Source organism: Proteiniborus ethanoligenes (assembly GCF_900107485.1).
Taxonomy (GTDB): Bacteria; Bacillota; Clostridia; order Tissierellales; family Proteiniboraceae; genus Proteiniborus; species Proteiniborus ethanoligenes.
In genome coordinates, this window is record NZ_FNQE01000007.1 from 87,143 (window position 1) to 102,204 (window position 15,062).

The 15,062-nt window shown below is 31.5% G+C and carries 11 protein-coding genes; 1 reads left to right on the forward strand and 10 read right to left on the reverse strand.

Going from position 1 to position 15,062, the window contains the following annotated elements:
• Positions 1-127: 127 nt before the first annotated feature.
• From BLV37_RS04325 to BLV37_RS04345, 5 genes are all read right to left on the reverse strand, one after another.
• Positions 128-1,828, reverse strand: coding sequence for a glycosyl hydrolase family 18 protein (locus BLV37_RS04325; RefSeq protein WP_091727795.1), 1,701 nt, complete (start codon positions 1,826-1,828; stop codon positions 128-130).
• A 218-nt stretch (positions 1,829-2,046) separates the two neighbouring features.
• On the reverse strand, positions 2,047-2,301 hold the full coding sequence (locus tag BLV37_RS04330; protein WP_091727798.1) for a hypothetical protein: 255 nt from the start codon (positions 2,299-2,301) through the stop codon (positions 2,047-2,049).
• Entirely contained in the window at positions 2,291-3,826 is a 1,536-nt protein-coding gene (locus BLV37_RS04335; protein WP_091727801.1) for a hypothetical protein, read from the reverse strand. The genes BLV37_RS04330 and BLV37_RS04335 overlap by 11 nt, the downstream gene beginning before the upstream one ends.
• Positions 3,827-3,838: 12 nt before the next feature.
• Positions 3,839-7,906 carry a VWA domain-containing protein gene (locus BLV37_RS04340; RefSeq protein WP_091727805.1) on the reverse strand — a complete coding sequence of 1,356 codons (4,068 nt, stop codon included), beginning with the start codon at positions 7,904-7,906 and terminating at the stop codon, positions 3,839-3,841.
• A 12-nt stretch (positions 7,907-7,918) separates the two neighbouring features.
• Entirely contained in the window at positions 7,919-8,560 is a 642-nt protein-coding gene (locus BLV37_RS04345) for a hypothetical protein (RefSeq protein ID WP_091727808.1), read from the reverse strand.
• 253 nt (positions 8,561-8,813) lie between these two features.
• Between BLV37_RS04345 and pepT the strand changes: the two genes are divergently transcribed.
• Positions 8,814-10,037: a peptidase T gene (pepT, locus tag BLV37_RS04350; RefSeq protein ID WP_091727811.1), complete on the forward strand. Its 1,224-nt coding sequence runs from the start codon at positions 8,814-8,816 to the stop codon at positions 10,035-10,037.
• A gap of 91 nt (positions 10,038-10,128) precedes the next feature.
• Here pepT and BLV37_RS04355 read toward each other — a convergent pair whose 3' ends face one another.
• The 5 genes from BLV37_RS04355 to BLV37_RS04375 form a co-directional block, all read right to left on the reverse strand.
• On the reverse strand, positions 10,129-11,082 hold the full coding sequence (locus BLV37_RS04355) for a 2-hydroxyacid dehydrogenase (RefSeq protein ID WP_091727814.1): 954 nt from the start codon (positions 11,080-11,082) through the stop codon (positions 10,129-10,131).
• 126 nt (positions 11,083-11,208) lie between these two features.
• Positions 11,209-12,018 (reverse strand): serine hydrolase, encoded by an 810-nt coding sequence (locus tag BLV37_RS04360; protein ID WP_091727816.1) that lies wholly within the window; start codon positions 12,016-12,018, stop codon positions 11,209-11,211.
• Between the two features lie 84 nt (positions 12,019-12,102).
• Entirely contained in the window at positions 12,103-12,924 is an 822-nt protein-coding gene (locus BLV37_RS04365) for a M55 family metallopeptidase (RefSeq protein ID WP_091727819.1), read from the reverse strand.
• Between the two features lie 33 nt (positions 12,925-12,957).
• Complete coding sequence (locus tag BLV37_RS04370; RefSeq protein WP_091727822.1) at positions 12,958-13,998, reverse strand: C39 family peptidase; 1,041 nt, start codon at positions 13,996-13,998, stop codon at positions 12,958-12,960.
• Positions 13,999-14,030: 32 nt separating this feature from the next.
• On the reverse strand, positions 14,031-14,852 hold the full coding sequence (locus BLV37_RS04375) for a C40 family peptidase (RefSeq protein ID WP_091727825.1): 822 nt from the start codon (positions 14,850-14,852) through the stop codon (positions 14,031-14,033).
• Between the last annotated feature and the right edge of the window lie 210 nt (positions 14,853-15,062).

Sequence of the window (15,062 nt, forward strand, 5' to 3'; positions counted from 1 at the left end):
AAATACCATTTTTTGATAAAATAACCACACATGTTATATATAGTAACATTTTTTGGTGAGAAATACAATATTTTTACCTATTTTTATTCCACTATTTTCTTGCTTTATTTGACAATTTTTGATATGATTATTTGTTTTTAACCAATTTACTGCTATCTTCCTTTAATATCCTGTTTAAAACTGGCCATATATTTTCTGTTTCAAAGCCCTTTCTCCATGATGCTACTCCTGCTAGATCATATTTATGAACTAAGGAGGATTTAAGCTCTATGGATTTTTCATCCTCTAACCATATCCTATATTTCTTACCATCTTTAATATACTCTGTATAATGCTGTCCTGTTTCTTCAAGCCATATTACCTGTGAATTGTTTTCCTTTATTATATTATTTACTCCTTCCATAGAAAAAGCCTTAGATTTAACTTTAACCCTTCCATTATTATCCTTAGTTTCTTCCCACTCTCTAGTATAAAAAGGAATCCCCATTATAAGCTTTTCATTTGGTATATACTTTAGCGTATTCTGTAATCCCTTTTCTACCCATTCTATGGACGCCACGGAGCCACTAATTGGACTTGATGACCAGTGTTCATCATATGTCATTACCATACAATAGTCTACTATTTGCCCAAGTTTTTCTCTGTCGTAAAACTTAGACCAGGTTTCGCTGGATGAGGGTACTGTCATGTCTATTGAAACTACTAGATTTTGCTCTTTAAGAGCCTTCGTAAGCTTGTCTACAAATAGTGTAAAATTGTCCTTATTCTCATAATATACATTTTCAAAGTCTATGTTTATCCCGTCTAAATTATATATACTTGCATAAACTAGTATTTGGTTTATTACATTTTCTTGTGCTTTTTCATCTAGGAGAAGTCCCTTAGTCAAATCCTTATCAAAGCTATTGTCAATCAACCCCCATACTCTGTATCCCTTTTCATGTGCATCATTTGAATACTTAATATCTCCATTATTAACTAAAAATCCATTATCACTTGATATAGAAAACCAAGTAGGAGATATTATGTCTAATCCTTCAATAACCTGTTCTTTAGATAAATCTGGTGAATATTTAGATATATGAGTCCATACTAGATTTATCCTTTCATTTGTTTTTTGAGCTTCTCTTATTTCATTTAGCTTATAATTTATTTCTATATTTTCTTCTGAAATCTCTAGATTTTTTTGAAGTGCATATCCTATATATCCATTGTTTGTTCTTGCTTTTACCCATTTTCCATCTTTTTCAAACACAACTGCCTTTTCATTTTTTTCTAGTTTATATATTTTTTCTCCAATTGGAGATTTAGACAGCCTTAAATTGGTTCCTTTTTTAACTTGGCCTGTATAAGCCATTTCCTTTATCCTATCTATTATAAGCACATTGTTTTCTTTATTATATTCAGTCTTTATATTAAAAATTTTTTCTAAGCCTATTATGTTTAAATAGCTTATATTTTCAATTTTTTCTGTTAGAAAGTTTAGTTTTATTCCATCTTTAATTCTATTAGTCAGTTCCTCTGTTTCAAGACTGAAAATAGGTTTATCTATATTTACATATAGCCTATCATATTCATTGCTGTGTTCAATATCAGAATAGATATAATCCTTTAAAAAATTAATTGGAAGAAGTATTTTTCCCTCTTCTATAATAGGCTTCTCATAGCCTTCAATATATTTATCCTCAAATATAATACTCGTTTCATTATCGGAAAACGCCATAACAGTACTATAGTTCCCCATGCCCCTAAGCAATAATATACCTGTTACTACAAAAATAGTCATTGAAGCAATGGTTGCAATGAACAACACTACTTTTTTTACCATATCTCTACCTCCGTAGCTTATTGATTATATTATATCAGGTTTTATCAGTTATTTAAGAACCATAAGATTACATTTTAATTACAATTATGTTACTTTTAAAAAAGAAAAACTACAGGGTGGGGGACCCTGTAGTAAAGGGGGGAATTATTTTTTAGGGGTAGTTTGTTTAATTGATAATTGTTTTCAATTATCTATTATTATATTACCCTTGGTATTATTTATTTAAACAATAATTTTAATAAAGTTTTAAAGTTTTTACTTGTCCTATTATCCTTCACAAAATAATACACTGTAGCAATAGTTAATACTATTCCCACTATCAAGAAAATCTTATAGGTTTTTAAATAAAAAGCTCCTTTTTGCGAGTCCATAAATAAAAGTTTAAATCCAGAAATCTGGTTATATGCGTAGGCAAAATATCCAAAACACAAAATACTTATACCTAATAATATAAATTTAACTTTACTCCTCATCCTTATTTCCTCCGCTTCTTTCTTGCTTTTTCTTCTTAATAAATATAAATATCATTAAAATAATAGTCACTATGATTGAAAAAATAAGAATAATATAATATACAATTTCAGCTCCCATAGTTTTGTTTACGTTCCCATAGTAGTATGAAGTATTACCCGCAATATCTACTGCCTTTAATACTATTTCATTTTTACCTATAGATAAAGACATATTATATACGAAGACTCCGTTATCTTGGTATTCAATTTCTTTATCATTTAAAAACAACTTTGAATTTGGTTCTACTTCACCTGATAATACAATACTTCCTTCTGCTGTAGATATCCCCTGATAATCCTTACTGACGTACAATTGTGGTGGATAAGTATCCACATATAGTTCTTTTGCAAAAATCTTTCCATTGCCTTGATTGTCCTCCACAATAATAGCTAAATCATTAGGTCCGTCATTTAATTGGAAAGTAATTGTACCACTTTCTAAAACATTTTCTTTAATCATTTCTCCATTTATATAAATACTAGCCTTATAGCCCTTTTCCATTTCTAATGGTACTGGTAATATCATTGTATTTATAATGTGATTCTCAGGAAAATTAACACTGGCTTTAATATTCTTTGATTTGTTCATATCCACTAATATTTTTTCGTATTTTCCTAATACATTATTTCTTCCTAAAGCAGCCACAGCTATCTGAACCTTATCTCCTTCTATAGAAGGTGTAATAAATTCGTTTTGTTCAGTTTCTTCAGTATAAAATGGCTTATTACTACCTTCTTTAAAAATCATTATTCTATATTTATTTCTTAAATTATTGTCTGGTTTTTCCCATTGAATCTTTATATTATCCTCAACTACAGAAGCCTTCACAGCGGAAATTTTCACTGGTACGTTTGGGCTTATTATCTCAAAGGCTTCATCTGAATATAAATAATCGTCTATGCCTAAGCTATCTACAACCTTAATATAAAAGTAATAATTTCCCCAATCTAATTTGTCTATTGTTATTTCTCTACTTCCACTAATGTCTCCAGTAAATTTGCTGACTTCTATCCCATTATAGCCTTCATTGTCTTCATCCACATATACATGAATAGATATTGAACGGTCCTCAATATTTTTTGTAGACCACTTAAGATTAAATTTTGTATCATCAATTTTCTCTACAACAAACTGACTTATTTCAAATATTTCTTCTATTTCGTTTAAGGATACAGTAACCTTTCCCGTATCTTCTCCTTTGACTATTACCTGCCAATCTCCTATTTCTGGATTGTTTATTACTATCAGCACATTATTTTTTTCCTTCACATAAGCATTATTTAATTCTGCTTTAGTCATTGTACTGCCATCGGGCTTTATCAAAACAACATCTGCATCCACATTTTTTTCCCAATTTATTAGAAATACAGCACTTTCCATGTTCTCCTTTATTGGGACTTCTAATTTTTTTTCAGTAGCATGTACAGTAGAAATATTTATCAATATTAACAAAATAACAAATATAATACTAAGATGTTTCTTCAATGTCTGCTCCTCCTAATTACATTCCACTTGGAATTTTTCTTTTAAATTCAAAATGCTGGCATTATTATCCATAGCAACACGAAATTTAAACATATCATCATTTGATTTTAAAATTATTGTAAAAGTAGTTATATCCTTATTAACAGTTATTCTTATACTGCCTTGTCCCTGACCTTTTACATCCTTTAAGTAATTATGAAAATAGCCATTTACTTTTCCGTCAGAAATAAATCCATCACTACTTACGGACAGGATATAGTCTCCATCAACACGGAATCCCGCAACTAATAATTCAAGCTTTATCTCTCCTTTAGTGTTAATTAGAAAACTTTTGTTATTATCTTTGTCTTCATAAGTGGCAGTTCCCTCTGCCAGTTGTATTCCAAGTACTTTAACTTTTCCTCCTAAAGATAATCTATCTAAATTTAGTTTTGCTGAAGCTTTTATGTCCGAAAAAGTTAATACATCTATTTTCCCTACTAAGGGCAATGATACTGGGCTTAAATTGAAACCAATATCCCCTACGCCTACAACAGACAAATCCTTCCAATTGTTCTTCTCTATAGCATCATACATAGTGCCTACTCCAAGTCCAAGGGATTTTAGAGTAACATTACCGGTTGCATTTAAAGGAATTCCTTCCTTCAGACTAAGCTTAACAGTTAATTCATTGGGCATAATAAGTTTTTTACTATATCCATTATAGGTGAAGCTAAATGCTGAAACATTTAAAAAGGGGAGTCCACATTTTCCTGATATCTCGAATTTTCTAACAGGTCCTATAGTATCTAAGGTAATACCTGCTTCTTGAGCAAAAACTGCTTTTAAATATGGTATCTTTAGGCCATCTTTGCCACCGAATTTCAATTTGAAAGCTGCCTTTGTAAGTATGTCTTTTTCGGTTACCCTAAATGTTGCCTCGCCGCTTACAGGGAGGAACTTATTGGATTTAACTATACCTTTTATCAAATTGGTGTTACCTTTATCCCTGTCATCTTTTCCGCCTAAGTCATTTAAAGCAAACTTTGCGGCAGTAAATTCTAAACCATCTGGCGCTATATATATGGTGCCAACTTCTAAGTTGAACATAACTATGTCTAGATTGAATGCAGAACTACGTTTCAGTACGGTTTTATTTCTCTCTTTATTATTTGAAGATATATTGAACTTCCCATTTGTAATAATCCACTCTTTTCCTTCTAAAAGTCCTCCTATAAAACTATGGTTGTCCTTTTCAAAGGCTATATATATTTTGCTAGCACTTTCTACATCCCCTGCTGCATATTCATTGTCTTTAGATGTTTTATTAAGAGCTGTGATATCTAAATCCCCATTTACTCTAAGTACTCCATTAATTATTACATTGCCCTTAGCCATATATTTTGTTTCATTTATCTTTTGGATATTATTAGCCTTTATTTTAAGATTTCCAACTTTAAGCGATGTTAAAGTTCCAGTATTGTATATTGACAAAGCATTCTCTAGCTTTGAAACCTTCCCTTCTGGTGTAATGCCTATAATGTCATATTCTCCTTCAATCATATCTTGAGGGAGTTTTGCCTTTATTTTTCTATCATTCTCGTAGGTAACAGAAACGGCTTCTTTGTTCCCAAACCTTATTCTAGTATTTTTTGGAATATTTACACCATTTATTTCTATGAAAATTTCTTTTTTAGTATCAGTACCTAATATACTCCCATTAGTTACTGAAGTAAGCATAAATTCTTCTGTAGAAACTAGATCTACTTTCCCTATTTCATTCTCTTGTTCTTGGTCCCCATTGTCTTCATCTTTTCCAACTTCTTTTTTTGAACTGCCAACTATATAATCCTTGCTTCCTTCCCCTTGAATATTTTTTAATTTTACAAGTAAATTTCTGTCTTTTATATCTTGGTTTTCTTCAACATTATAATTTATTATATAGTTATTCGTTATGTATTTTTGAAGAACAGAGTAAATATCTACAAGTTCTGTTGTAGTATTTGCTTTAAGGTATTTGCCTCCAGTACCCTCTGCAATCCCCCTTAAATATTCATCGTCAACATCACCAAAACCAACTGTATATACAGATATGCCTGCGCGTTTAGCAGCGTTAATAGTATCTTTTATAGGGGTACTATTGCTATCCCTGCCATCGGAGAGCAAAATAATAGCTTTGCTTCCCATGGTGTTTCCTAACAAATCTACAGCTGTTTCTAAGCCTTTGTAAATACTCGTTCCTCCGTTGGCAACTATGTTGTTTATAGAATTAGAAAGTGAATCCTTTTGTGATGTTAAAGAATTTTCAACATAAGCACTAGTATCAAAGGTTACTATTGCAACTCTTTGACTATCATCAATATTGTCTATAAAGTTTTTTCCTGCAGCTTTAGCATCATCTATAGGTCGTCCTTCCATACTTCCACTCTTATCAAATACCAAAGCTATATCAATGTTTTTGGATACATTTTTATTAACAGTAAAATTATCTATAGATAAACCTGTGTCTTCAATAATAAAATCCTTTTGAGCAAAGTCAGATTTGTTCTTCCAAAATCCTTGCTTGTCTTCACTAACATTAACGTATGCGGATATTTGAGGATAATTACTAGTATCCACTTGGCTAATAAACACATCTGCTTTGCTATATTTTATATATGAAACTACGAAATTTCCAAATTCTCCATTCAAATTCATATCAGTTGCAGGTATGAAACCATTGTTTAAATTATTGACTACATTATTGACCTTTGAAGGTATTCTAAAATCATCAATAAGGTTTGTACCTTGTTCATAAAGATTGTTTATTTCTTGTAATTCTTTTGTAACCTCTGATTTAGTCTCTAATTTCGAAACGATTTTTAAGGCCTTTTGTAAATGCTTTTTAGCTTGTTCTTTTTTATCAGCGGCAAAGTATAGTTTAGATAATTGTAATTCGTAATCAGGACTATTCTTCCCTAAAAACGGTTTTTGAGCTTCAATATAATTTATAACTTTCTTCAAAGGTGTAGCTGCAATTCTCTTTTCTAAATCATTTATTTCATTTTGAAGCTTTTCCTTATTTTCCTCAAGCTTTATTGCTTTCTTTTGATTTTTTTCTTCTTCTATTTTATTTTCTAGTTCCGCTATTTCTCCCTGTTTTCTTAACATTACTTCTTCCAGCTTTTTTATTTCATCATCTGTTGCTGCTGTTGCAAATATGCTGTCTTGTGGTATTTTGTCAGTGTCTGTATATTCTTTTAAATAATTTGCATAAATGTCGGATAATATTAATTTGTTTTCCAAAGTGTTTTCGTTGATAATTACTTTCTCCATGGTTTTAGCCGCTTGCTCGAAGTTACCACTTTGTAGAAGTATCTTTACTGCAAGCTTATTAATTTCAACATCCTTTTCATTTTCAATGGATAACCGAAGTATTTCTTCTTCTACTTTCTTATCATTGTTATTGTCTATAAGTGCTTTTTCTATTTCAATTATTTTATCTAGCATCTCAATTTTCTTTTGAGATGGAAGCTTTAAATTAGTAAAAGATTTCATAGCTTCATCTGATAATTTTTGAATGATTTCTTGTTTTTTTTCTTCGCTTATTACATATTCATTTTCATTTTTAGGTATTCCTAATGAAATATAAGTATCTTCATCAATTTCTCCTTGTCCAACTTTTATCATCTTTAAAAGCTGCTCAAGCCTTTTATCTTTGATTGGGTCTATATCGTTAGCCTTTATAAAGCTTAAAACAGCTATCTCTGCCTCTTTATAGTTACCTGTAAGATTATTTACAATGGCTTTTATCTGTATAGCTTCAACATTGTTTTTTTCCATATGTAAAATGTTATCAGCCTTTTTCAATGCTTCATCAAAATCCCCAGATTTTAGATTTTGAACTGCTTTGTATATATTGTCTTTATGTAAATTTATACCTTTTTCATAACTTAAATAGCCTAATGTCCCAGAAACTATAGAAGATATACCAAATGCAACAATTACAATAATATCAAATATTACTATTTTTGTTTTCATGATTTTATTAATTATAAATATGAAAATGATTACGCCTAAGCCTAATCCAGCTAAACACAATAAAAATAAACTTTTAGTCATTTTTTCCTCCCATTAAAGCAGTTTTTTTAAAGGCGATACTTTATCCTTGCCATAAAATTGATTAAGATAATCTCTTGAAATATGATACTGTAGCTTTGCTCCAAATAACTTTTCTATAAAATCCATCATAGTGCTTGAAAAATGTGTAGGATAAACATGGTAAGAGCGGGAGTCATATAGTTTTAGATTCAATATTCGTGCTTTCCAAATACCATATTCTAAGCTGCCAAATTCTCTTTCCTCTAATTCAATTTCCTTTATTTGATCATACGGTATGTTTATCTTAGCAATAAGTAATCCTTTTTCATTATTATATTTCATGGAGTCGGCTCCATTTTCAATTCCTGCACAATATGGTCTTGAAATAAGTACATCCTTGTCTCTAAAAGCTATGAAATAATTGTCGTTCCATGTAGAGATTCCTTTCTCATTATTGGAATGAGACTCTAAGAATAAAATGACAATTGAAATCAGCAATGAAAATATACCAATGAGCATTAATACAAAAGTGGCTGAAAAAATAATATCATTCAATAAAATCCCTAATATGATACTTGGAATCGACAAAAAAATTATTGTTTTTTTACATTTATTTTTGGCTTTTTTACTTTGTTCAAAGGTTGTAAATGCATTAGATTTAAAATATTTGTCCATTTCCCCCTCCTTCCTTAGACTTTTTCTAAAAATTAATTAATTTAATATTTATGCCATAACTAATTCTATGATGAAATTCATTAATAAAATTACTTTTATAATTATAACATTTTTGTTGTCAAATATGGTCGTAATTCAGAACATGTTGTCTGAATTTATTTCCCTAATTATTTCTTCAATTATTTCGCTAAATGCAGTATAATACTTATTAAGTATTAGTCTGAAAATAATAATGTTATGAGGAGTGATAGTTTTGAGTAAGGTTGTAGACAAATTTTTAAGGTATATAAAAATAGATACAAAATCTGAATTTGACTCCGCTGATTTTCCTAGCACTAAGTCTCAGTTTAATCTTGCAAAGCTTTTAGTAGAAGAATTGAAGGCCCTAGGTCTTGATGATGCTTCTGTAGATGAAAACTGCTATGTAATGGCTACTCTTCCAGCTAATGTTAATAAGGAGGTTCCTACTATAGGATTTATTGCTCATATGGATACTAGTCCTGATATGTCTGGAGAAAATGTTAATCCTCAAATAATCCAAGACTATAATGGTGAGGACATTGTATTAAACAAAGAAAACAATGTAATCCTATCCCCTAAGGATTTCCCAGAGTTGAAAAAATACATAGGGAAAACTTTAATAACTACAGATGGTACTACTTTATTAGGGGCAGATGATAAGGCTGGTATAGCAGAAATAATGACTGCAATAGAGTATTTAGTTCAAAATCCTCATATGGAGCATGGAGCTATTAAGGTTGCTTTTACACCTGATGAGGAAGTAGGTAGAGGGGCAGATTATTTCAATGTGGATAAATTCGGTGCAGATTTTGCTTATACTGTTGATGGTGGTGAGTTAGGCGAGCTTGAATATGAAAACTTTAATGCTGCTGGAGTTAAGCTCACTATTTACGGGCGAAATGTTCACCCTGGAGCTTCTAAAAATAAGATGATTAACTCTATGGAAATAGCCATGGAATTAAACTCTTTATTACCTGAAAATCAAAAGCCTGAATATACAGAAGGCTATGAAGGATTTTTCCATCTTACATCCATCAGTGGTGATGTAGAAAAAACTAACATGGGCTATATTATTAGAGATCATTTTAAAGATAAGTTTGAAGAGAAAAAGGCTCTTATGGAAAATGCAGTCTATTTCTTAAATTCTAAATATGGAGAAAATACTATTCAGTTAGAAATAAAGGATCAGTATTACAATATGAAGGAAAAAATAGAGCCAGTAATGCATATTGTGGACACTGCTAAAAGCGCAATGGAGGAGCTAGGAATAACTCCAAAAATAAAACCGATTCGTGGTGGAACAGATGGTTCTAGGCTTTCTTATATGGGTTTGCCTTGTCCTAATTTATTTACTGGTGGTCATAATTTCCATGGAAAATATGAATTTATATGTACTGAATCTATGGAAAGTGCAGTTAAGGTTATATTAAAGATTATTGAGCTCTATAGTAAATAATTTAAGCTTTTTAAAAGCAAAATACTCTTAGGGAATAAGCTTCCTTAAGAGTATTTTTTATAAATAATTTATGACTCCGAGGTCATTTTTTCTATATCACTCTGTTTTGTGGACTTCCTTCAAGCCAACGGAGTATATTATCAAAGGTAATCTCTGCTCTTCTCTTCATAGCTTCTTTAGTTGCAAAGCCTATGTGTGGAGCTAAAACTGTATTTGGAGAATTGAGTAATGGATAATCTGATGGAAGCGGTGGCTCCATGTCAAATACATCTATACCCGCTCCTGCTATTTCTCCATTCTTTAATGCTTCTGCTAAAGCTTGATTATCTACAATAGGCCCTCTGGCTGTATTTATAAGTAGTGCATCCTTCTTCATTAGCTTTATTTTATCTTTGTCTATTAGCCCTCTTGTATTGTCTGTTAATGGTAGATGAATAGTTAATATATGGCTTTCTTTTAATAGCTCTTCTAAGGACATATAGGTAACTCCTTGCTTTATAAGGCTTTCATTTTCACTTCTATTGTAAGCCAATACTCTACATCCAAAGGCTAAGCCTATTTCTGCCACTCTTTGTCCTATGGCTCCTGTTCCTATAACACCTAGAGTTTTACCACTTAAATCTATTTGGGTAAATCCTGCCATGGTTTTTCCTTCCCTGGTTGCTTTATCTAGTGGCACTATATTTCTAAGTAGGGATATGATTAAACCATAGGTCAATTCAGCAACTGATGGGGTGCTATATCCAGCTGAATTTGATACAATAATATTATTTTCTTTGCATACCTTTAAGTTCACATGGTCTACTCCTGTAAATGCTACTGAAATCATTTTTATTTTCTCATTTGATAGTATAATTTCACCTTTTAATGGCATATTTGCTAGTACTAGTACGTCCATGTCCTTAACTCTTTCCTTTAGTACCTCTGCTTCTGCCCTTTTATCCTTATATATTATGAGTTCATGCCCTTTGTCAATGATAGGCTTGGCAATAGCTCTAACTTCAGCTTCTGGTATTCCCAGGGGCTCTAATACTGCAATTTTCATTTGAAACATCTCCTCTTCTAAAGTTTTACTTTATATTCATACCCATAATCATAATTAAATATTATTTATTATAAAAATGGCTAATATATTATCTAGCCTTTCAACCCATTTTTTATAAGATTCAATTTACTCTTTATTAGGAGTAGTAAAATAATTATATACGACCTTAGATATTTTTCCTATTATCTCCTTTGCCTCTACATCACTTTCTGCTTCCGTAACAAATACACCCAGAAGATAATCAACACTATCTAAATAAAAAATTCCTATGTCATGGCTAAGGTTTCTAAGTCCTCCTGTTTTATGTGCTATTTTTACATCTTCTGAAATAAGTCTAAGGAGAACATCCTTATACTTTTGACGCTTTAGTATATCCAGAGCTAAACTACACATTTCAGGAGTTAAGATCAAATTTCTATACAGGCTTTCCATTATAACCCCCATGTCCATAGCACTAGTATAGTTGTCTCTCCCTTCTTTTATAGCTTTAAACTCTTCCATTTTTCTTCTCAATACAGTATTTTTAAGTCCAAGCTTCCTAGCCATTTCATTAATATTCTCATATCCTAACAAATCTATTAATATATTTGTAGCTGTATTATCACTTACTATATTCATAAGAATTATAAGGTCTAAATAAGGGTATGACTTTAAGGTCATGTCGGTTATTATGCTGTATTTTACCTTATACTCTTCCCTTATATCTATGATTTGATTTAAGCTGTATTTCCCTTGTAATACTTGGTTCAAAGCTTCTACCATTATTAATACTTTTATGGTGCTGGCAGATTGAACAGGCTTGTTTCCATTTAAGGTATATATCCACTTATCATTAGTTAAATCTTTAAGTACAAGGGATACTTCTCCCTTTGCTCCTTCTATGTATCGATTAATATTTTCTATAAGCACTTCCTTCACCCTTTTAAAATATTTCATTAATACTTTACCACATTTCTTGTATAAAATACAAATACTATAAACATACCTCTATGTAATCAAAGAAAGGGGGAACCCCCCCCCTTACTTAATAGCTCCTGCTAAAGTCATACATGCTCTAAATTTCATAAATAATTCTAAATAATCATCTGATTCTATTCTAATAGTCCTTTCATTTATTCTCTTAGCTTCTGGCAGTAGCATTACATTTTCTGCCTTTACTTCTGTAAAAAATTCTATATCCATAATAATATTATCTTTATATTTTATTATTGGATAGTCTTTTATATTTGAAAATGCTTTTTTAAGCTTTTCGCTATATGTTTTTTTCAAATCATTGTAGGATAAGTTATGCGCAGTATATCTTCCTAGAGCTTTTTTTACAGCTATGGTTTCAACAGCACCTATCTCTTCTAAGGCTTGCTCTGCTAATAAATCATCGCCAGCAATAGCTAATATAGGTACTCCAAAATATCCTCCAACCCCTGCATTTATTCCACATTCCCCCATCTCTTTTCTATTGATGGCTATACTTGATATGGTAGAGCCCATGTATGTATGATTAAACACTCCATTTGGTGTGCCACATCTAGAATGATAGCCTATGTAGATAATACCATCAAAGGTATTGTCTATGCCCTGCATCATACTAAGTGGCTTGGGAGATCCGCTTATAAGCTGTGCCCTAGGATCTAGCTCTTCTATTAATAGATTATCCATATTATCGTGAGAATCATTGACTATAACTTCAGTTGCTCCATTATTGAAGGCCTCTTCAATTACTATATTGGCTTCCTTAGTCATAAGCCTTCTCATACGTTCATATTCCTTAGTTCCACTATTAATATGGGCTGGAGATACTACCCCCCATATTCCTTCCATATCTACTGAAATAAATATCTTCATCACAGTTTCCTCCTTGTTTTAATGCTAACAAATTTACCTTGGGAAAACACAATACACAACACCGTTCCAGGCCTTTAAAAACTGGCTACTTATATATTCTTTTCTTACACTTTCATTATCCAAGGCTGCTGGATCGTTTACTATAATATACTCTATCTCATTCTTTATCTTAAAGCCCCTTATAACAACTAAATGCCCACTAGGGTAGCCTTGTGGCGATCCTTGAAGCTCTTCTGCTGTTTTAGTTTTTATGGAAGCAACTAAAGGTATTCCTTTATTAATCATCCTCTTTATTTGACTTAATTCCTTATATCTAGCTACATAGGCTTTAAATCCCTTAGTGCCTGCATAAGCTACATTATAGCTCCAGTTCCCATAAATCTCTGCCCCATAATCAAATACTCCCTTTGCAACCTTCTCTGTTTCTTCAAAGTGTCCATAGTATTCTAATACCATAGAAAGAGATGTAGGGCTACATATGACACTTCCTACCTCTGGGACTATCATTTGAGAACGCTGTGGCAAATCTAGCTCTCTTTCCAAATCCTTATATTCTATAGAAGTTTGTTCTGTTACATTATCTAGGTTTAAGGCAATTGCTATAAGCCTGATTTTGGGACTTGCAATGGCCTCTTCTTGTCTTTTAAGTCTTATTTTATACCTAAATCCATTTCCTTTTCCTTCTCCCAGTACTTTAACTAAATCTACATCAATTAGTGCTAAATTATCCTTTTGATTTTTCATACTGCCTTCATTACCATTTGACCACCATTTACCATAGGTTAGCCAGCCTGACCACTTTTCTTTCTGCTTTATTTGAATAAAAAGCTCTATTTCACTTTTATCTTCTGCTAATCCATTCCAGGAGCAAATTAAATCCTTAAAATCCTCTGTATTTATTATGGGTGATTGGTATATTCCTCCTAATTGTCCTTCATTAAGAACTATTTCTCCTACATTGTTTATACTTATCCCCTGTCCCCAGCCATTATAGAAATCTTCTTTTTCATTTATAAACATTTCTCCACTACAGGAAATTACTCCTAAGTTTTTAAAGCTATTATTGGATATCAACTAATCACCTCCTAGAGTATTGTTATCCCTTTCTATTGACTATTAAATATACTCCCGTATTTTGTAATGGTTTTAGCTAAATCTTCTTTATAATCAGAATCCTCTGGGTTTAAGCTATTTATTCGTACCCCATGAACGCTAGAAGATGAATGTACATATTTGTCATGACCTAAATACATGGCTACATGACCTGGGAAAAATATAAGGTCTCCCTTTTTTAACTCTTCCTTAGATATTTCTCTCATGTCATAGCCTTCTTTGATTTGAGCATCCCTATATATTTTTGCACCATTTATTAGATAAGATATGGAGCATAATCCTGAACAGTCTATTCCTAAATGAGATTTTCCACCCCATCTATATTGGGTTCCTAGATAGTCTAAAGCAGTACTCACTAAATTTTCTCTAAGCTTTTCCTCTGGAATATTTTTAAATGTAGCCACATATTCGCCTATATATGTGGTCTTTATCCAGCCTTCCCTTTTGTCTGGTAATATTATTTTCGACCAAGCCTCGCTAGTATTTTTAGTTAATTTAATTACTGAGCCTTTAACTAAATTATGAATAATATGCGACTGATATTTGGGCTTTGCCATAACATCCACGTATCTATGGAGTATTATGTTCTTTGCTTCTTTCTCCCATTTTTTTGCCTCTTCGTTATCTACACATATATTGTTTTTGTGAACATATCCCATATAATTATAGCCCGTTTTACAATAGTACCAGTCCTCTTTATGCTCTTCTAATATTTCTAAAACCATACCACATAAGGCTTCGTCTGCAGTTTCTGTATGAAAATTAGGCTTTAGCATTAGTGGTGCAATTGTACTAGTTACTAATCCTCGCTTCATCTTTAATCACCTCGTATAATATGTTTAGACCCAGATTTTCAGGTGTCTAAGCATATTTATTTTTATTTAATTTTAATTACAATGTTTAATCGAGATATCCTAATGCTAAAATAGAATTAAGAATAGTTAGCGAAGGATAATTCTTCCTCACCTTGCAAAACCATTTGGTTATTGCTTAGAGAGCATGCTTCCTGACTTACTCGTCATATT